Below are 19444 nucleotides of genomic sequence, written 5' to 3'. Positions count from 1 at the left end.
TGGTCTTACCCCTTCACCGCCGAACTAACCGACGAATCAGGCCTGGGTTTGACGCTGTTATCACGGATCTCATCGTGGTAATTAGCCACAAAGGAGTTGAGGGTCTCTTCAATAAACGACGGTAGGCGACGCTTGGTAATCAGCGAAATACCCTCCAGTACCATGTTCATGGTAATCAGCCGCTCTTCGGTGCGGCGCTCTAGCTTCACCGCAATCGGCTTAAACACCAAGTTGGCGAGTAAAATGCCGTAGAAGGTGGTGAGCAGCGCCACTGCCATGCGCGGGCCAATGACCTGTAAGTCGCCAGCGTCCATGACCTCCAGCATGTTGACCAGCCCCACCAGGGTGCCGATCATGCCAAAGGCAGGTGCATAGGTCGCCATGGTACGGAAAATTTGTGCTTCAGCATGCTCACGGGCTTTAAGGCGGGCAATGCGCCAGCGCAGCATGTCAAAAATTTCATCCTCTTTGGTATTGGCAATGACCAGTTGGATCCCGGTACGTAAAAACGGATTGCGGGTATGCTCCAACTCGCGCTCGACCGCGCGTACATCGCCTTTAAACCACAGCCGGGACATATCGACCAACTCGCGGATATCGTCACGCATGTAGGTATTTTCACGCCTGAAGACCAGGCCTACCAAGCGTACAACCCGGAGCACCTCTTTCAGTGGATAGCTAATAAAGGTAGCCGCCAGGGTTCCGGTCACCACGATGGCAAGCCCCGGAAAATTGATAAAGCTTTCCGGGGACTCTGCTGTGAAAAACAGCACGCTCACCAACAGCAGTATGCTGGCAAATATGCCTATCAACGTCGAAGGATTCATCCACGGCTCCTTGCCGGTCACAAGTGAGTAAAAAAAACGTTGGCGTTATGCCGAGTCGTGTAAACGCGCGCGTAAACGACTCACGGCTTGGCTGTGCAGTTGTGAAACACGTGATTCCGTCACGCCCAGCACAGCGCCTACTTCCTTGAGGTTGAGTTCTTCTTGGTAGTACAGCGCCATGAGCAGCTTTTCACGCTCGGGAAGCGCTTCAATCGCTTCAATCAGCGTTTGACGCTGCTGACCGTCCAGCAACTGCTCGAACGGTGAATTGCCCAGTTCATTACTGACAGGCTCTCCGCCATCAGCCACTAGTTCTTCAAACGGCAGCAGTTGTCCGCTGTTAGTGTCATTGAGAAGCTGCTGATACTCACTCAGCGGCATCTCAAGGTGTTGAGCGATTTCGTTCTCTTCCGGGGCGCGCCCTAACAATTGCTCTAATTGGCGAACGGCGCTGTCCACCGCGCGCGCTGAACGGCGCACGCTGCGGGGCAGCCAGTCGCGGGTACGTAACTCATCCATCATGGCGCCGCGAATACGCTGACTGGCAAAGGTCGCGAACGTCGCGCCCTGGGTAGCATCGAAACGGCCCAGCGCCTCGAGCAGCCCCACCATCCCGGCCTGAATAAGGTCATCGAGCTCAATACTCGCCGGCAATCGAACCTGTAATGTTAAGGCCTGACGTCGCACCAGTGGCATGTATTGCGTCAACAGCTCATTTTGTTTAATCCTGCCCTGTGCTGTGTACATATTCTCGCCTCGCGGCTAATCAGCCTTCACTGATAGTTCACAATCAATTGCAACCCCTGCACACGTACAGGCCGCTGGCCTGGGCGCAAGGCGAAGCGAAAATGCAGTGGCGCATCGGCAGCCCGCCCCTCAAGCGCAGTGGTAGAACCCCGCATACCAGTTAATGCAACACACTGCTCAGGATGGCAGAGCCAAGCGTTTAATAGTGCACCGGGTGGATGCTGAAATTGCCACTGTATACGCCCAAGCTGGCCTGATTGAAGGTTTCCGACAGCGGGTGGGGAAGCTGTTTTACTACTGCTTGCCCGATCACTCATTGCCACCATCAGCCCTGGTATCTGGCTGCTCCAGCTACCGGGTGCCGCCTGGGCACTCCCTGTTAATCCTGCGATTAGCCCCCCTGCCATCAGTACTAAGACCCGTGGCAGCCTCACTCTTAATAGCCAGCTTAGCATGCTTAGTCTCCTCGGCAGAGTATGCTCATCGTGCAAGTACCAGTAACTCCATATTTAAGTAGTAATCAGCAGCTTCACGCAAGTTATTGAGCAGCCCTTGACGCGGCAAGTGCGGCTCATGGAGCGCTAGTAAACGACGCGGTCCGCCACGTTCATGGAGCTGTCGCAAGGTACGGAACATGACAGCGAAGGTATCGGCATCGCTACTGATCCATAGCGCCCAACGGCTGTATTGCTCGCGAAGCTGAGCAAGGTCGGACGTTTCCGCCATGACGATTCGAATGTCCCAATCATCAGGGTGACCGGCCCAGTGGCGACCTAGCGCTGACCACTGACCGAGGCGTGCTTTAACCTTATTAACGTGCACGGCACCACTACCGGGTAGTCCAACCACCACAAGTGGGATTTTAGGTTTGGGCGGCGCCAACGTTGTTGGCGCTTCCACCGCGGTGGTCGTTGGCATTAAGAAAGATGAGGACTGCTCAGGCTCGGGGACATGCTCTGCTGCCGCCGCATCAACAGCACCCTCCGCCTGCTGCTGTTGGCGCTGCAAGTTTGCCCACTTGCGCAGTCCCGAGGCTTGATCCTGTTCGCTCACGCCACACCCTCTCGACTCACACTGCCCATTTGACGAATCGCATCCCGCGCCATAAAGGCATAGATCAACGCATCGAGCATGCCGGTATCGCGGCGACGGCGACTAGCCCCTAGTAGATTGAGGAGATCGCCACGCAGCGTCTGCGCCTCCTCATCATCGGCAATATCGAGATGGCCGGCGACTGACGCCACACCGCTGGCCATTAACAGGCGAACTTCCGCATTTAAATCACCGCTATCAGCCTCTTTTAGCTGCTGCCACGCGCGCCGGGTCAAGGCAGCCAAGCCTTCGCTTTGCAGCTGGGTTAACAGCAGTGAGAGCACCTCGGCCCCTAACCGAGCTGGGGTAAGCCAGTAGCGGCGCACCACCACTTTGGCGCTTTCCGGATCGCGTACCTCCCCGTACCAGGCGAGCAGAGCACAGCCGCTGGCGTCCTCAACTTCAGCGTAGGCGGTCCATAGCTGCACCGATTGGCCGCGAAAACGTACGCCCACATGGTGCGTAAGCACACTGTCATTAAACAGCTGACGGATCGTCTGGCGCTCGTGGTGAAAGAGTACCCGATGACTGGGGGGGACTTGGCTGACCCAGGTCAAATGCTCGGCTTCTAGCCACGCTAGCGCATCCGATTCGGGAAAACGCGGTAGCAAGTGCACCGCGACACCGCTTGATGAAGACAACGCGGCCATGCGCGGTTGCCACCCTGCAGGATGGCGATGCTGCAGCCAGGGTAGCGCTAACCAGGCACCATTTGTGTCCAGCCCAATGTCGGGCATTGCCCAATCGCAGCCGCGCTCATTACGCCGAGGAGCCCATGCCATGCCTAAGGTGGTATCCGTCGCTGGGTAACCGGCGAGCAGCGCGTCCAGGCGCGTTTCCTGCACACGGCTAGGTAGCGAGGCTAAGTCCCAGATCTCTTCTAATGCCGCAAACCCTGTGACGCGTTGGCGCAATCTCGCCAGTAACGATGATAAACGACGCCCCTGTCCCAGCACATCCCGCGACCAGCGCGGCATCCCCATCGGGACATCCGCACGTTGCGCCCCCTCACGCTGTGGTGTTGCCGTACTCAGTGCTTGATCCACTAGCGCGCCAGGGGCTGCTATCACCATATCTTCGGGCACCTGCTGACCATTGGAACCGAACAGCACGCGCATCCCGTGGCGCATAATAATGTCTAACACTGGTGCCAGACGCCCCGCCTCATCCTGCTTGGTAATAATGCAGTCATCTAACTCTGCGCCCGCCGCTCGCGCGGCTTGACGATAGCGCAGCACAACTTCCTCGAGGGTTTCCGGCTGGCTGGCGGCATTAAGCAGCAGCACCAAACGCACCCGCGAACGTCCGCCCTGGAGGTGGGCAATCTGTTCGATCACTCGTTGGTCACGCTGACTCATACCTACGGTATCGATAATCACCCACTGCTTGCCCTGCAGGCGGCCCAGCAAATCGTCGATGGGTTGCTCTGCATCCAGCGCGTACATCGGGGTGTCCAGCAGGCGTGCATAGATGCGCAGCTGCTCATGGGCACCAATCCGGAAGCTATCAGTGGTGACCAGCGCTACCGGGCGGGTACCGTGACGCATCACAAAACGGGCGGCAAGCTTGGCAGTGGTAGTGGTTTTGCCCACCCCCGTGGGCCCCACCAGGGCGACAATCCCGGTTTGATCAAAAAAGCTTGGCTCATCGCTCAACACGCAGAGACGATCCATCAATTGCTGGCGCAGCCACTGCAGCGGCGCTTCACTGTTGCCGTCTAATCTGGCGAGCGATCCGGGCATTCCCACCAGCAGCTCATCGGTGAGCTCACTGCTAAAACCGACATTCCATAACAGTTGGCGCAGCCTCGCAGCCGTACCGGTGGGCGCCGCTGGCGTTGGTGAAGCAGCATGGGCTGACTGGCTGTTTGCCAGCAGCGCTCGCATATCCTGCATTTCCCGTAGTAAGCGCTCACTCATCGCCTGCATGGGGTCTTGTGTCGGAGGTGGCGGCGTTTCGGTGGGTGCGGGTTCCGGTGAAGGTTCAAAGTGGTCAATGGCTTCATCCGCCATGGCCAAAATTTCAACGCCCCCTTCGGTACGCCGATTGGCCACAATCAAGGCGTCTTCTCCGAGCGTTTCACGCACTTGGCGCATCACATCACGACTATTGGCTCCCACGAAACGTCTAACGCTCATGATTTACCTTTTGCCTATTCTGGAAATGGTCAACGCTAGCCTACCACGGCGTGTCGTCATTAACGTCCGCCGACTATTGTCGTCACTCTTAATGTGCGGTCATCAGGGATTTCAGCCTGGGACAACACCGACATATGGCGTAGACGGCGGCGCAAAAAGCGCGAAAGCACCGCCCGCAGCGAGTGCTGCACAACCAGCACCGGCGGCTCGCCGGAGCTTTCGTGACGCTCCAGCGCCTGCTGCGCCTGAGTCATCAGCGTTTCTGCCAACCCGGGTTCCATGGCGCCGTTACCGTTCATGGCCTGTACCAGCACCTGCTCCAGCTGGGCATCCAGGCCCATAACATTAAGCGTCTCCTGCCCTGCAAACCACTGCTGGACAATGGCCCGCCCCAGAGAAACACGCACCAGCGCCGTCAGTTCGTTAGGATCTTTTTGCTGGGTGGCATACTCCGCCAGGGTATCGAGAATAGTGCGCATATCGCGGATAGAGACATCTTCATCGAGCAGATTTTGCAGGATACGCTGCAACACCGTCAGCGAAATAGCTTTCGGGATCACCTCTTCGACCAGGGCTTTCTGATCATCACCCATTTTATCCAGCAGCTTCTGGACTTCCTGACGGCCCAGCATCTCGGGCGAATGGCGGTGCAGCAGATGGTTCAAGTGGGTCGCTATGACGGTACTGGCGTCCACCACGGTGTAGCCATACACCTGAGCGTGTTCACGCTGGTTGCTATCAATCCAGACAGCGGGCAAACCAAAGGCAGGATCCTGGGTATGGGTGCCCTGCAGCTCACCGGAAACCTGCCCTGGGTTGATCGCCAGCCATTTACCCGGCTGCGCCTCGGCGCGGCCAATCTCGGCGCCTTTCATGGAGAGCACATAGGCGTTAGGCGGCAGCTCCAAATTATCGCGTATATGCACCACCGGCGGCAGGAAGCCTACTTCTTGAGCGAATTTCTTACGCACGCTCTTAATCCGCCCAAGCAACTCGCCTTTTTGGCGCGAATCGACCAGCGGGATTAAGCGATGCCCCACTTCCAGGCCCAGGGTATCGACCAGTTGCACATCTTCCCAACTCGCTTCGGGGGTCTCTTGCAGAGGCACAGGGGCCGCGGCGATCTCCTCTTTGACCAACGCCTTTTCCTTGTGGCGCATAAGAAACCATGCCAAGCCCGCCAAGAGCGCAGTAAAAAATAGAAATACTAGATTGGGCATACCAGGCACCATGCCCAACAGGCCCATCACCACGGCGGCCAAAATTAGTACCTGCGGATTAACGAACAGTTGGCTGAGCATTTGTTGGCCAATATCTTCGTTCGTCTCGGTACTTACCCGGGATACCGTGACACCCGCTGCGGTCGAGATCACCAGGGCAGGAATTTGCGCCACCAGACCGTCACCGATGGCCAGTAACATATAGGTCTGACCAGCAGCGCCAAAGCTCATATCGTGCTGCAGCATGCCAATCATCAGCCCGCCGATGATATTGACCACCATAATGACCAAACCGGCAATGGCATCACCACGGACAAACTTACTGGCGCCGTCCATCGAGCCAAAGAAATCAGCCTCTTGAGCAACCTCGGCACGGCGCTTTTTGGCATCTTCTTCGCCGATTAAGCCGGCATTCAGATCAGCATCGATGGCCATCTGCTTACCCGGCATTGCATCCAGGGTAAAACGTGCACCCACTTCAGCAATACGGCCAGCACCTTTGGTGATAACCATAAAGTTGATGATGACGAGAATCAGGAAGACCACCAGACCCACAGCGAAATTACCGCCGACCAGAAATGCCCCGAACGCTTCAATGACCTTACCCGCCGACGCACCGCCTTGATGGCCCTCCATGAGCACCACCCGGGTAGAAGCCACATTGAGAGACAGACGCAGCAGCGTGGTGAATAGCAACACGGCAGGGAAGGCCGCAAAGTCCAGCGGCTTCTGGGTAAACATGCTGACCATTAACACCATAATGGCCAGCGCGATATTGAAGGTGAAGAGTAAATCCAGAGCAAAGGGGGGCAAGGGCACAATCATCATGCCCAAAATCATTAGGATGAGCAGCGGGCCGACCAGCAGCTTCATGCGCACATCGCTCATCCAGTCACGCCGACCTACTAGCTGACTCAAGCCTTTCATGGTTGCGCCTCATTACCACCGGCGCCTTGCCCGGGGCTTTCCATCTCCGGTGGTACCGGCAGGTTATCGGGGATTGGGGGCACCTCGCCTCCTTGTTTTGCGACTTGCTTGAGGCGATAGGCCCAGGCCATTACTTCCGCCACTGCGGTATACAGTTCAGCCGGCACCTCCGCCTCTAGATCCACGTGATGATAGAGGGCACGTGCCAATGGCGCCGCCTCCAATCGCGGTACACCGGCCTCTTCACCAATTTCGCGAATACGCGCGGCCACCGCATCGGCCCCTTTTGCCACCAGCCGCGGGGCACCCATGCTGCCTTCCTGATAAGTCAGTGCTATCGCGTAGTGCGTGGGGTTGGTAATGATGACGTCCGCATCGGGTACCTTGCTCATCATCCTGCCCCGCGCCATGGCCTGTTGCTGCTGGCGTATGCGCGCTTTCACATGCGGGTCGCCTTCAGACTCCTTATGCTCACGCTTGATCTCTTCCTGACTCATGCGCAGCTTCTTGGCATTATCCCAAAGCTGGAAAGGGACATCGATCAAAATGACCACTATCAATACCATCACCATGAGCCCAGCTGCCTGCGCCGCCATGGTTAGAGCGTTGGTCAGCGCTTGCTGGATAGGCTGATCCATTAGCGCCATAAATTTGCCGATGTTGAAATACAAAAAGGTCGCAGCGACGCCCCCGACCAGAGCCGACTTGGCGATCGCTTTGGCCAATTCGATCAATGCCTGGGTGGAGAAGATGCGCTTTACGCCCTTAATAGGGTTTAGCTTGGAAAATTTGGGCTGCATCGATTTAGCCGATATCAGCCACCCCCCCATCAGCCCGGGCGCAACCAACGCAATCACCGCTAACAGTAAAAACAGCGGCATCATGGCAAATAGCGTGCGCTGACCAAGATCCAGGGCGTTGACCAGCATCGGGGTACTTTCCATTGCTTGGCGACGCTCAAACAAGAAAGCCTGCTCCATCACCGCGCCCAACTGGTCGTAGAGCATTTTGCCCATGCTGTAGAGGCCAACCACACCACCCAGCAGTAGCAGAAACGTGTTTAACTCGCGGGAACGGGCAACCTGGCCCTCTTCACGGGCTTTCTCTTTGCGCCTGGGCGTGGCCTCTTCAGTCTTTTCCTGGTCGCTATCGTTATCTGCCATACGGGTATCCGGCCAGGTGAAGCGAAGCTTATCACGTATTCAGCGTCCATAGGGACGGCTGAATAGCGTGCTTGCACGCCCAGGGGGCGTTTAATAACGCGCGTTAAAAGCCTAATTCGTCCAACAAATCGTCTACCTGGTCTTGTCCAGAGACGGTATCCGGAACATTATCCTTCACTTGCGGCCCATTCAAAAGGTCTTCGTTACGCCGTGCATTGTCGCTTTTCCACTGATCCTCGGCCTTGCGCTGCAGCGTTTCTCGTGCATGGGCGCCCGGCGCGTTATCAATGAGCACCTGAACCAGCTGATGCTCGATCTCATGGATTACGTCCATCATCTTCTTAATCACTTGGCCGGTCAGGTCTTGGAAGTCCTGGGCCATCATGATTTCCATCAGTTCTTTGTTAGTGGCTGACACCACATCGGGCACATCGCTGAGATAAGTGCGGGTCTCGACGACGAGTGCTTTCGCCTCATCCAGCTCTTTCGGCGCTTCAAACCACTCGGCCCAGCGCTTATCCAGCGCCTCCGCCCGGTCTGACAATTGATCCTGCAGCGGCTGCGCACGGTCAACGGCATTGAGCGCTCGATCTGCTGCCTGCTCCGTCATGGTAGCGACATAGTGCAGGCGGTCGCGTGCATCGGGGATGGCTTCAGCCGCTTTCTCAATCTCTTTATCAAGCCCTAATTCACGCATGTTCTCGCGCAGCATACGCGTCAACTTGCCGATGCGATGAATTAGATCTTCAGCGGCTTGTTCGGACGATTGGGCAGAATCGGACTGCTCATTCTGGCTCATAATGTTGTCTCCTCGTTAACCAAGCACATAGGCCCAGTCACTCACATACCCAGTTTGTCGAAGATCTTGTTGAGCTTCTCTTCAAGGGTAGCGGCAGTGAACGGCTTGACGACATAGCCGTTAGCGCCCGCCTGAGCGGCCGCTATGATGTTCTCTTTCTTCGCTTCTGCGGTCACCATCAACACGGGCAGGTCTTTCAGCGCCTCATCCTGGCGGATCTCCTTGAGCATTTCCAAGCCGTCCAGATTCGGCATATTCCAATCGGAAACGACGAATTCAAAATTGCCTGAACGCAGTTTATTAAGCGCATCTTGGCCATCTTCGGCTTCATCTACGTTGGTAAAGCCCAGCTCCTTAAGCAGACTACGCACGATCCGACGCATAGTGGGAAAGTCGTCTACAACCAGGAAACTCATATTCTTATCTGCCATGGGTCATCCTCTAATCAATCAGTATATGGCACGGAGGCGACTGAAAAGTACAGTCAGGGGTTTAAAACGGTCTCTTAGAACTGTTTCTACAGCTGTTCTTCAAAATTCTTCCCACTCTTCATGTTCGTTACGCTTGACGCCGGCCGACTCGTCTGCTGTTGGTCAACCCTGGGAGCAGGCATCGCGTTCGTTATGGGTGACGAAGCGGGTAGCGCCTGATGTGATGCACCTTGCACACCTAATAGCTTAAAGACAGCTACCGCTTGTTCCAACCGGTTGGCCTGCTCCTCAAGCGAGGCCGCCGCCGCAGAGGCTTGCTGTACCAGTGCAGCGTTTTGCTGGGTGACTTGATCCATCTGCCCCACGGCCTGACTCACCTGCTCGATGCCGTCACTCTGCTCCTGGGAAGCAGCAGAAATTTCATCCATGATATCGGTGACGCGGCGTACCGCAGTCACCACATCCGACATCGTGGTGCCCGCCTGCTCGACCAGAGTAGAACCTTGCTGGATCTGGGTCACCGAGGCATCGATCAGGGTTTTAATCTCTTTGGCCGCATCCGCACTACGGCTGGCCAAATTGCGTACTTCCCCCGCCACCACCGCAAAGCCCCGGCCCTGCTCGCCGGCACGGGCGGCCTCTACTGAGGCATTGAGTGCCAAAATATTGGTTTGAAAGGCAATCGAGTCAATAACGCTGGTAATATCAGCGACTTTTTTCGAGCTGGTGGAAATGCCGTGCATGGTCTGCACCACCTGTTCCACCACTTGACCACCGCGTTCAGCCGTGGTGGAGGCGTCAGCTGCCAGGGTGCTGGCCTGGCGAGCATTATCAGCGTTCTGCTTAACCGTCGCGGTCATCTCTTCCATGCTGGCCGCGGTCTGCTGAATCGATGCCGCCTGCTGCTCCGTACGTGAAGAGAGGTCAGCGTTGCCGCTGGCAATCTCACGGGTGCCATGGTGAATTTCGTTACTGCCTTCACGCACCCGACCAACGATATTGATGAGGTTTTGCTGCATTGTGCCCATCGCGCCAAACAGACGACCAATTTCGTTTTTACCCGCTTCTGGCACAGGATTGGTTAAATCCGCCTCGGCTATCGCATCCAGGCGTTGAACCGCTCCTCTTAACGGCGCAATCACCGTGCGGCGTAACCCAAAGTAAATGACCAGGGTCATCGCTAGAACAAAGAGCACCGCCGCAGTTTTGATAATATTAAACAGATGACTCTGGGCTTGCGCATCGGCTCGAATGGTATCTACCCGCTGGAAGCCATAACCAACAAATGCGGTCATACTTTCAGACAAACTCATTAATGGCTCCTCCAACTCCTCGCGCAGGGTGTTGTAGCTGGTTAAATCCATATACTCAAAGGTTTCATGCTGCTGCTTAACCAACCCCATAACAGCATTGAAATCTTCAATAAGGGGTTTTGCCAATGCCTCGCCCTGTGGAGAGAATGAATTTGCCGCAAAGCGCGCAAATCGCTGTTCAGCACGCTCTATACGATTGCCCGCTATATCAACCTGTTCATTGGACTGCCGGGTTTGGCCCACCATCAGGTAGTTAGAAGCCGTTTCCATCGCCAACATGGCCTGGTTTAGCAGCGAGTCAGCGCGGTTAATCTCATTGAGTTGTGCGCCGCTAATATTGCTCAGTGTATCAAGATTGTTTTGTGCATCGCGGTCGGCCACAACACCCAAGCCCGCAATCACTAAAATAAGCACGACAAAGCAGCTAAGTGCCGCAACCACAGCGGCGTGAATACTCAAGTTGCGCAGTAAACGATTCATTGTGAGTTCCCTTGCGAGCTTATTAAGTTTTTATGATTAGTTCTTATACAAACGGCACACTACACACGCTGAGCGCGGCCAGAGGCGGCGATCAGCGCCATCATCCGCGAGGGGATCTCATCCAAAGCCACCACTTCCACCGCCCCCCCCATCGCAATGGCTTCTCGCGGCATACCGAAAACCACGCAGGACTGCTCATTCTGGGCAATGGTGGGCGCACCCGCTTGGCGCATCTCAAGCAGCCCTGCCGCGCCATCCTTGCCCATCCCCGTCAGAATCACGCCGATGGAGTTCTTACCCGCATGCTGAGCCGCTGAGTGGAACAGCACGTCAACGGATGGGCGGTGGCGGTTAACCGGTGGGCCGTCGTCTAAGCGTGCCACGTAGTTAGCACCACTTCGCGCCAGCTTGAGGTGCTGATCGCCCGGTGCGATATAAGCATGCCCAGGTAGGATTCGCTCGCCATCGGTAGCTTCTTTAACGGTAATCCTGCATAGCCGATCCAGTCGTTCGGCAAACGAGCGGGTGAAGCCGCCAGGCATATGCTGGGTAATCAAGATCGCCGGGGCATTCGCCGGTAGCGGCTCAAGCACCGCTCGAATGGCTTCCGTGCCACCAGTGGACGCGCCGATAATAATCAACTTTTCACTCGATACCAGCGGTGCCTTCAAGGCAGCTGGCGGCGGTGTATTTTTATGCCGCGCCTGACGGGGGCGGGAGCGCGCCGCAGCACGCAGCTTTTCGGCAATTTCGTCGGCGTACTCCATCATTCCGTTGCGGATGCCCAGGCTCGGCTTGGCGACAAAATCCAGCGCTCCCAGCTCAAGTGCACGCAGGGTGATTTCTGAGCCGCTTTGGGTGAGTGACGACACCATTAACACCGGCATAGGCCGCAGACGCATTAAACGCTCGAGAAAATCCAAGCCGTCCATACGCGGCATTTCCACATCAAGAGTTAACACATCAGGATTGTGTTGCTTGATCAAATCCCTGGCGGCAATGGGGTCGGGGGCTACCGCAACGACTTCCATATCGGGCTGAGAATTAATAATTTCTGTTAACAAATCGCGGATTAGCGCCGAATCATCGACACACAATACTTTGATCTTGGCTGCGCTCAAAGCACGCCTCCTCTTGCTATAGACGCCTGATGTGTGATTGCAACCGCCGGAGCCACAGCGCCTAAAGCGATCTTAAAGACACGATATTTGTTCATTTTTTGACCACGGTATAAACAGTCTGGCCACGCAGTTTGAACGCATCGCTGATATACGAGAAGTTTTCTGAGTGACCTGCAAACAGCAAGCCATCGGGCTTCATCAGTGGCGCAAACCGTTTAAGAATTTTTGATTGAGTATCTTTATCAAAATAAATCATGATGTTTCGGCAGAACACCGCATCAAAAGGGCCTTTAATCGGCCATTGCGGTGCTAGCAAATTAAGTGGCAGAAACTCGACTAAGGCAGAGACTTCCGGGCGGATCCGGGCAAAGCCTGCATGATTGCCCGTGCCTTTCTGAAAGAACCGCTTGACTCGCGCCTCATCAATTTTGCGTACCTGTTCCAGGGGGTAAACGCCTGCACGCGCCCTGGCCAATGCGTCAGTATCAATATCAGTGGCGATCACTTTGGCTTGTGACGCCTTCGGGCCCAGCGTTTCCAACAACGTCATTGCCAGCGAGTAGGGCTCCTCCCCGGTGGAGGCGGCTGAACACCAAATAGCCACCGGGTCTTGCTTGTTCTTTATATGCTCAGCCAGCAGCGGAAAATGATGCGCTTCACGAAAAAAGGCCGTGAGGTTAGTGGTTAGCGCGTTGGTAAACGCTTCCCACTCTTTAGCTTCTGGCTGGCGCTCAAGGCGTACCAGATAATCGGTAAAGCGCGTCATGCCATGGTGGCGCAGCCGCTTTGCCAAGCGGCTATACACCATTTCACGCTTATGCTCTGCCAACACAATACCTGCGCGCTGATAAATCAGCTCGCGAATACGCGTAAAATCTGCATCAGTCAGTACTAGATCGCGCTCAATCTGGCTGCTTGATGTCCACTGACCAGCGTCTACAACCCGTTCACGTTGTTCGGTCAAAACTCTTCCCACTCCTCTATTGAGGCTGTTTGCCGTTTAACGGGCGACTTATTCGACGGCGCGGTGCTAGGCAGTTGAGCAGCGTGCTTGGTTGCTGTATCTGCTGGCGGACGTAACGCCCCTTGACTATTTAATCGAAATGCTTCCACTGACAGCGCTAGTAACCCTGCCTGCTTCTCCAGGGAAACCGCCGCACGTGCGGTTTCCTGCACCCGCACAGCATTGCGCTGGGTGCCTTGATCCATCTCTGCCACTGCCTGGTTAACCTGGGCAATGCCATGGCTTTGCTCTTCAGAGGCAGCCGATATCTCGTGCATAATTTGGGTCACGCTACGTGCGGCTTCCGCCACTTCGCTAATCGCGGCTTCAGCCTTGGTTACTAAACTAGCCCCCGCGCTCACTTCATGGTTAGAACCATCGATCAGACCACGGATTTCTTGAGCAGCGCCGGCGCTGCGGCCCGCCAGATTACGCACTTCTTCAGCTACCACGGCGAACCCCCGCCCATGCTCGCCTGCACGTGCCGCTTCAACCGAGGCATTCAGCGCCAAAATATTGGTCTGAAACGCAATTGAATCGATCACATTGATAATATCGGCCATCTGCTGGGAGCTTTGAGTAATCCGCTGCATACTATCAACCAGCTGCGTCATCAACTCGCCAGTATTCGTCACCTGGATAGCATTATTATCGGCTAGACGACGGGCTTCTTGAGCGTTTTCGCTGTTCTGCCGCACGGTAGCGGTCATCTCCTCCATGCTGGAAGCAGTCTGCTGCAAAGAGGCCGCCTGCTGCTCGGTACGCGACGAGAGTTCTTCGTTACCACTAGCGATGTCCTGAGCAGCCGGTGTCACCACGTCAATGCCGCTTTTAACGTCGGCGATGATGCTGCTTAGGCTTTTACGCATGGTGTTCAGTGAGTCCATTAACTGACCCACCTCATCGCGGCGCATGGCAGGCACTTTAGCGGCCAAATTACCGCCAGCAATTTGCAGCGTAAAACCTGCAGCGCTTTTTAATGGTCGGGTAATCGCCCGCAAGGTAACCACGCCAATCAAAATAAGTAGCAGCAGGCCAATGCCAAGGACGATGGCCTGGGCGCCCAGCATCGTGGTTTGACCTTGCTGTGCTTCATCGGCCATGGCTTCAGCTGCTTGCTGTTTCTGGGCAATTAGTTGATTCACCATGCCTGAGAGGACGCGGCCCTCGTTGGTCATCACAGCGATTACCGCATCCAGACCGGTAAAGGCTTGGTAGGTCTCTTCCGCCTGCAGGACGCTAGCGGCTTGACCCATACCATTTTGCAAAAATGCCTGTAGCTGTTGATCGAACTCGGCAGCCAGCTCCGTCGCATTGACCTCCCGTGAGTAGTACTCCTGCCAAGCCTCAGCGACCGTCGCAGCATTCTCCTGTACACTTTCTCCCATCTCAAAACGTTGATTGATCAGTTCCATACGCTCCGGCTCAATCATCGCTTGGCGGGTCTGAGCAATGGTTTGGTCGATTTGTTGAAGGCGAATAACGTCACGCAGACCGTCATTATTCAGCTGCCCCAAGCGTTCACCCGATACATTCAAGCCATACAAGCCCAGGCCTCCGCTGATTAACAGCAGAAGTCCAGCCACGACAATCATGCCGACCAACTTGGCACGAATGGTATCCAGGCGAACCCGGGCCAAACGCTTAATCACCCCTTTCTGGCGTAACCGGCCTTTATCTAAGTAGAACCGCTTGTTGCGACCTTCGCGTATGTCAGCGTACGCCTGCTCCGCCTGGGCAATCGCTTCACGACTTGCCTGCACGCGCACCGAGGTGTAGCCCACGACTTGTCCATCTTCGACAATCGGCGTCACACTGGCATTTACCCAGTAGTGGTCGCCATTTTTACAGCGATTTTTGACCAGCCCGCGCCACGTTTCACCCGTTTTGACCGTTTGCCAGAGATTTTCAAAAGCCGCTGGCGGCATATCCGGGTGGCGTATTAGGTTATGCGGCGCACCTATCAACTCTTCATGTTCAAAGCCGCTAATGTCGATAAACGCAGGGTTGGCATAGGTGATGCGACCCTTGGTATCGGTACGGGAGACTAAGAAGTCATCCTCTTTTAGCTCAATTTCACGCTGAGAGACTGGCTGGTTATTACGCATGGTGTTCCCTTATTAGTGTTTTATTGTTAACAAAGAGTTTGTTTGCCCTACCAAACAACTCAAAATGATGCCCACTCCTCGGCCGCTTCTGCTGGCTGTTTGTGTCGAGTGGGAAGGCTTGGCGCTGCCGAAGGCATAAGGGCCGGGGTTGCTGGAGCGCGCTGGACGGAGGCCTCAGTGACCCGAAAGCGCTCCACAGCCTCGCGTAACCGTGCCGCTTCACTTTCTAGTTCGTTGGCGCTTCGCGCGGCCTGCTGAACCAACTGGGCATTCTGTTGCACGACCTGATCCATTTGTGCCACGGCCTGGTTCACTTGCCCTATACCACTGTTTTGCTGCTCAGAAGCGGCGGCGATTTCATCCATAATATCGCTGACGCGCTGCACAGCGCCCACCAGATCTTGCATGGTTTGACCGGCTTGATTGACACACTGGGTGCCGATATCCACCTTGCTGAGCGAGGCATCAATCAGTGTGCGAATCTCTTTTGCGGCAGCGGCACTGCGACTGGCTAAGCTGCGTACTTCCTGTGCCACCACGGCGAACCCCCTGCCATGCTCGCCAGCACGCGCCGCTTCCACCGACGCATTCAGCGCTAGAATATTGGTCTGAAACGCAATATTGTCGATAACGGTAATAATGTCAGCAACTTGATGCGAACTTGCGCTGATATCCTGCATGGTACTGACGATTTCACCGACCTCTTCCCCGCTGCGGCGGGCCGTCAGAGTGGCGCTTCCAGCCAGCTGGCTGGCCTGGCGCGCATTTTCAGCGTTATGGCCCACCGTGGAGGCGAGCTGCTCCATACTGGAAGCCGTCTCTTCTAACGAGGTCGCCTGCTGTTCCGTGCGCGAAGAGAGATCGTTATTACCACTGGCAATTTGCTGTGACCGCTCATAGATTGAGGTACCGCTGGTACGCACGGTGCCTACCGTTTGTGACAGCGAGCCCTGCATATGGGCCATGGCGCTATAAAGCCGCCCTATCTCATTATTACCCGGTGAGGTGATCGCCTGGCTTAAATCCCCTTGCGCCATGCGCTCAAAATAGCCCACCAAACGGTCTAACGGGCGCAGGACATTGGCCGTTACTCCCCAGATAACCACGATAACCGTGGCAATAGTCATTACCACAACGCCGAGTAGCGCCCAGCGAACCGATGCGGCAAAAGCGCCAAAAGCAGCCTGTTGCGCCTGAATATCGTTAGATGCTTGCACGATTGATGCACCATGGTGCAGGGCATAAAGGCCGATACCACTGGCAATTAAGACAAGTACCGAAAGGGTCGCTAATACTAAGCCCCAACTTAAACGTACCGTCATATTGTTCATTAACTGCCGCATTAGCTGTGTCACGCCCTTTTCTCCACGCACAAATGGCACTCGCAAGCACCTTCCGTAGCGCGAGAATGCATCATTAGGTAAAACGGATCAGGCACGCTCCCTGTGCCATGCTTGGGCAGTCTTACTGGTTGCTGGTGCTCTCCACCAGCGCCATCTCGTCGCTGGTGAGCAGTTTATCGATATCCACAAGTACCAGCATGCGGTCATCCAGACTGCCCAGCCCGCTGAGAAAATCAGACGAAAGGGTAACGCCAAATTCCGGTGCTGGCTTAATCTGATCGGGGGTCAGTGTCATCACGTCAGAAACCCCATCTACGACGATGCCAACCACCCGGTCTGCAACATTGACGACGATCACCACCGTCTGGCCGCCATATTCGACCTTATCGAAATGAAACTTAATGCGCAGATCCACGATCGGTACGATAACGCCACGTAGATTGGTAACGCCTTTGATAAAATCTGGCGCATTGGCAATTCGCGTTACGTTTTCGTAGCCACGGATCTCCTGCACTTTCAAAATATCAATGGCGTACTCTTCATCACCCAGTGAGAACACCAGGAATTCGCGATTTTCGGCTTCTGCGGCTAGCACCGCACCATTTTTGGCTTGACTCATGACGGCTCAGCCTCCTTAAAAGATGAAAGGTTTTGATTGTTTACTACTTTTTTGCCTGCCTCTTTTTTATATCGGCTCAGGCGGTGTAAACCAGTAATATCCAGAATCAACGCAACACTACCGTCGCCTAAAATGGTCGCGGCCGAGATCCCAGGTACTTTGCGGTAATTGTCTTCCAGGTTTTTGACCACAACCTGCTGCTGCCCAATCAGTTCATCGACCAACATGGCGTAGCGACGGCCTTCGCCCTGTACGATGACAGCGATGCTTTTGGTGGGATCGGTAATCGCATTCTCGACATTCAGCACTTCGTGAATGGCAATCACGGGCAGATATTCGTCACGTACTTTGATCACCACGTCGTCACCGGCCATGGCGTACATATCGTCTTTAGAGGGCTGAAGCGACTCAAGCACAGTGGAAAGCGGGAGGATAAACGTCTCGCCACCGACCTTAATTGACATACCGTCCAAAATCGCCAGCGTCAGCGGCAAGACGATACGGGTATTGGTGCCCTCCCCCAGCTTCGACTGAATTTCAACGCGACCGCCCATGCTCTGGATATTTCGCTTCACCACATCCATGCCCACGCCACGTCCAGATACGTCGGTCACTTCTTTTGCGGTTGAGAAGCCAGGCGCAAAAATGAGCTGGAACACCTCTTCATCGGTCATGGTGTCCGATACGCTGAGGCCGTTTTCACGCGCTTTGGCAAGCAGCCGATCACGATCCATGCCGGCCCCATCATCGCGCACCTCAATCAGGATATTGCCGCCCTGATGCCGTGCAGAGAGGGTCAGTTTACCGATCCGCGGCTTACCAATGGCTTCGCGCACATCAGGCATTTCCACGCCGTGATCAAGGCTGTTACGTACCAAATGCGTTAACGGATCGGTGATTCGTTCCACCAAGCTCTTATCCAGCTCGGTCGACTTGCCTTCAGTAATTAACTCGATCTCTTTGCCCAGCTTACCGGCCGTGTCACGTACTACGCGCGGGAAGCGGCTGAAGACAAACTCCATGGGGATCATTCGAATCGACATGACCGCTTCCTGGAGATCGCGAGCATTCCGCTGTAGCAAGCTCATGCCATTTTGCAGCGAGGCATTGCCAACTGACTGATCTTCTAAATCGCTAACCGTTTGATCGAGCATCGACTGAGTGATGATCAGCTCACCCACCAGGTTGATAATCTGGTCAACTTTATCTACCGATACGCGAATTGACGACGACTCAGCGGCGGCTTTTTTCGGTTTCTCTTTAGCCGCTTCTTTCGCCGGAGCTTTCTTCGCAGCGGGTTCTGCCAATTTTGTTTCTGGTGCTGGTGCAGATGGCGCTGGTGCTGGCGGCTCGGCCGTCACCTTGGGCTCAACAGCGGCACCCTCTACCGCCGAAATTTCAATCTGATCCGGCTCGATAATAAAGCACATGACAGCTTCAATATCGTCAGCACTGTCGCTACTTTTGAGGATAACCTCGTAGCGCTTTTCGTCGCCGGATTGAGACTGCACTTCGCCGAGCTGCTCTAACTCCTCAACCAGCAAGGCACGGTCTTTATCTGCAACGTTAAGTAGCGCTACTAACAGATGTCCGGCTGCGCCACTCTGTGCGTTAGTGTTTGCTTCAGCGCTTTGTTCCGCACTGACCTCAGGCGCTGGTGGTGCCTTGGTTTCAACAGCAGGGGGAGCCGGCCCATCTAACTGCTGACCGATTTCATCCAGGGCAATTTGTTGCAGCGTTTGGCAAATGCGCTCAAATGCCTCTTGATTTGGCTCCTCTTCGCTGCGATAGGCGTCGAGTTGCTCATGCATGATGTCTTTAGCCTCTAAAAAGGTATCCACGAGATCGGCTCGCAGCGTCAGTTCACCCTTACGTGCATAATCAAGGAGGTTTTCCAAAATATGCGTGGTTTTCTGTAGCACGGTAAAACCAAAGGTTCCCGCTCCCCCCTTGATCGAGTGGGCGGCACGGAAAATAGCATTGAGCTGCTCACTGTCTGGATCGTCAACATCCAGCTCCAGTAAGTGCTGTTCCATATCCGACAGCAGCTCTTCAGCCTCTTCAAAAAAGGTGTCAAAAAAATCCGCTATATCCATGCACCGCTCCACCTTAA

At 55.2% G+C, this 19444-nt stretch carries 16 protein-coding genes; all 16 read right to left on the bottom strand.

Annotated elements, in window-relative coordinates; translation table 11 throughout:
• Nucleotides 1–5 precede the first annotated feature (5 nt).
• Entirely contained in the window at nt 6–827 is an 822-nt protein-coding gene (locus tag OM794_RS00505; RefSeq protein ID WP_226250551.1) for a motility protein A, read from the bottom strand.
• A 45-nt stretch (nt 828–872) separates the two neighbouring features.
• Entirely contained in the window at nt 873–1574 is a 702-nt protein-coding gene (locus tag OM794_RS00500) for an RNA polymerase sigma factor FliA (RefSeq protein WP_226250550.1), read from the bottom strand.
• A gap of 26 nt (nt 1575–1600) precedes the next feature.
• A complete protein-coding gene (locus OM794_RS00495) occupies nt 1601–2029 on the bottom strand; it encodes a flagellar protein FlhE (RefSeq protein WP_226250549.1) in 429 nt (142 codons plus the stop codon).
• Between the two features lie 25 nt (nt 2030–2054).
• Nucleotides 2055–2627 carry a hypothetical protein gene (locus OM794_RS00490; RefSeq protein ID WP_226250548.1) on the bottom strand — a complete coding sequence of 191 codons (573 nt, stop codon included), beginning with the start codon at nt 2625–2627 and terminating at the stop codon, nt 2055–2057.
• Nucleotides 2624–4804, bottom strand: coding sequence for a flagellar biosynthesis protein FlhF (flhF, locus tag OM794_RS00485; protein ID WP_226250547.1), 2181 nt, complete (start codon nt 4802–4804; stop codon nt 2624–2626). Before flhF ends, OM794_RS00490 begins: the two co-directional genes overlap by 4 nt.
• A gap of 59 nt (nt 4805–4863) precedes the next feature.
• Nucleotides 4864–6951, bottom strand: coding sequence for a flagellar biosynthesis protein FlhA (flhA, locus tag OM794_RS00480; protein WP_226250546.1), 2088 nt, complete (start codon nt 6949–6951; stop codon nt 4864–4866).
• Nucleotides 6948–8114 (bottom strand): flagellar biosynthesis protein FlhB, encoded by a 1167-nt coding sequence (gene flhB / locus OM794_RS00475; RefSeq protein ID WP_226250545.1) that lies wholly within the window; start codon nt 8112–8114, stop codon nt 6948–6950. Before flhB ends, flhA begins: the two co-directional genes overlap by 4 nt.
• A gap of 103 nt (nt 8115–8217) precedes the next feature.
• On the bottom strand, nt 8218–8913 hold the full coding sequence (cheZ, locus tag OM794_RS00470; protein WP_088702022.1) for a protein phosphatase CheZ: 696 nt from the start codon (nt 8911–8913) through the stop codon (nt 8218–8220).
• 41 nt (nt 8914–8954) lie between these two features.
• Nucleotides 8955–9344 (bottom strand): chemotaxis response regulator CheY, encoded by a 390-nt coding sequence (gene cheY / locus OM794_RS00465; RefSeq protein ID WP_088702021.1) that lies wholly within the window; start codon nt 9342–9344, stop codon nt 8955–8957.
• Between the two features lie 86 nt (nt 9345–9430).
• Entirely contained in the window at nt 9431–11137 is a 1707-nt protein-coding gene (locus OM794_RS23225; RefSeq protein ID WP_320442897.1) for a methyl-accepting chemotaxis protein, read from the bottom strand.
• Between the two features lie 59 nt (nt 11138–11196).
• Nucleotides 11197–12258, bottom strand: a complete 1062-nt coding sequence (locus OM794_RS00450; RefSeq protein WP_088702019.1) for a protein-glutamate methylesterase/protein-glutamine glutaminase — start codon at nt 12256–12258, stop codon at nt 11197–11199.
• Between the two features lie 91 nt (nt 12259–12349).
• The gene (locus OM794_RS00445) at nt 12350–13222 is read right to left on the bottom strand and encodes a CheR family methyltransferase (RefSeq protein ID WP_226250544.1); all 873 of its coding nucleotides are present in this window, start codon (nt 13220–13222) and stop codon (nt 12350–12352) included.
• Nucleotides 13219–15369: a PAS domain-containing methyl-accepting chemotaxis protein gene (locus OM794_RS00440; protein WP_226250543.1), complete on the bottom strand. Its 2151-nt coding sequence runs from the start codon at nt 15367–15369 to the stop codon at nt 13219–13221. The genes OM794_RS00445 and OM794_RS00440 overlap by 4 nt, the downstream gene beginning before the upstream one ends.
• Nucleotides 15370–15428: 59 nt before the next feature.
• Nucleotides 15429–16712: a methyl-accepting chemotaxis protein gene (locus OM794_RS00435; RefSeq protein ID WP_226250620.1), complete on the bottom strand. Its 1284-nt coding sequence runs from the start codon at nt 16710–16712 to the stop codon at nt 15429–15431.
• 121 nt (nt 16713–16833) lie between these two features.
• Nucleotides 16834–17331: a chemotaxis protein CheW gene (gene cheW / locus OM794_RS00430; RefSeq protein ID WP_088702016.1), complete on the bottom strand. Its 498-nt coding sequence runs from the start codon at nt 17329–17331 to the stop codon at nt 16834–16836.
• Nucleotides 17328–19427 (bottom strand): chemotaxis protein CheA, encoded by a 2100-nt coding sequence (cheA, locus tag OM794_RS00425; RefSeq protein ID WP_226250542.1) that lies wholly within the window; start codon nt 19425–19427, stop codon nt 17328–17330. The genes cheW and cheA overlap by 4 nt, the downstream gene beginning before the upstream one ends.
• Nucleotides 19428–19444: the final 17 nt, after the last annotated feature.

It is taken from the genome of Halomonas sp. BDJS001 (genome assembly GCF_026104355.1).
Lineage (GTDB): Bacteria > Pseudomonadota > Gammaproteobacteria > Pseudomonadales > Halomonadaceae > Vreelandella.
The sequence above is the reverse complement of the archived record's forward strand: the minus strand, read 5'-3'. Positions and strand labels throughout refer to the sequence as shown.

Coding starts and splice junctions, on each gene's coding strand:
- OM794_RS00505 (WP_226250551.1), bottom strand. CDS start 827: ATGAATCCTTCGACGTTGATAGGCATATTTGCCAGCATACTGCTGTTG.
- OM794_RS00500 (WP_226250550.1), bottom strand. CDS start 1,574: ATGTACACAGCACAGGGCAGGATTAAACAAAATGAGCTGTTGACGCAA.
- OM794_RS00495 (WP_226250549.1), bottom strand. CDS start 2,029: ATGCTAAGCTGGCTATTAAGAGTGAGGCTGCCACGGGTCTTAGTACTG.
- flhF (WP_226250547.1), bottom strand. CDS start 4,804: ATGAGCGTTAGACGTTTCGTGGGAGCCAATAGTCGTGATGTGATGCGC.
- flhA (WP_226250546.1), bottom strand. CDS start 6,951: ATGAAAGGCTTGAGTCAGCTAGTAGGTCGGCGTGACTGGATGAGCGAT.
- flhB (WP_226250545.1), bottom strand. CDS start 8,114: ATGGCAGATAACGATAGCGACCAGGAAAAGACTGAAGAGGCCACGCCC.
- cheZ (WP_088702022.1), bottom strand. CDS start 8,913: ATGAGCCAGAATGAGCAGTCCGATTCTGCCCAATCGTCCGAACAAGCC.
- cheY (WP_088702021.1), bottom strand. CDS start 9,344: ATGGCAGATAAGAATATGAGTTTCCTGGTTGTAGACGACTTTCCCACT.
- OM794_RS23225 (WP_320442897.1), bottom strand. CDS start 11,137: ATGAATCGTTTACTGCGCAACTTGAGTATTCACGCCGCTGTGGTTGCG.
- OM794_RS00440 (WP_226250543.1), bottom strand. CDS start 15,369: ATGCGTAATAACCAGCCAGTCTCTCAGCGTGAAATTGAGCTAAAAGAG.
- OM794_RS00435 (WP_226250620.1), bottom strand. CDS start 16,712: ATGCGGCAGTTAATGAACAATATGACGGTACGTTTAAGTTGGGGCTTA.
- cheW (WP_088702016.1), bottom strand. CDS start 17,331: ATGAGTCAAGCCAAAAATGGTGCGGTGCTAGCCGCAGAAGCCGAAAAT.
- cheA (WP_226250542.1), bottom strand. CDS start 19,427: ATGGATATAGCGGATTTTTTTGACACCTTTTTTGAAGAGGCTGAAGAG.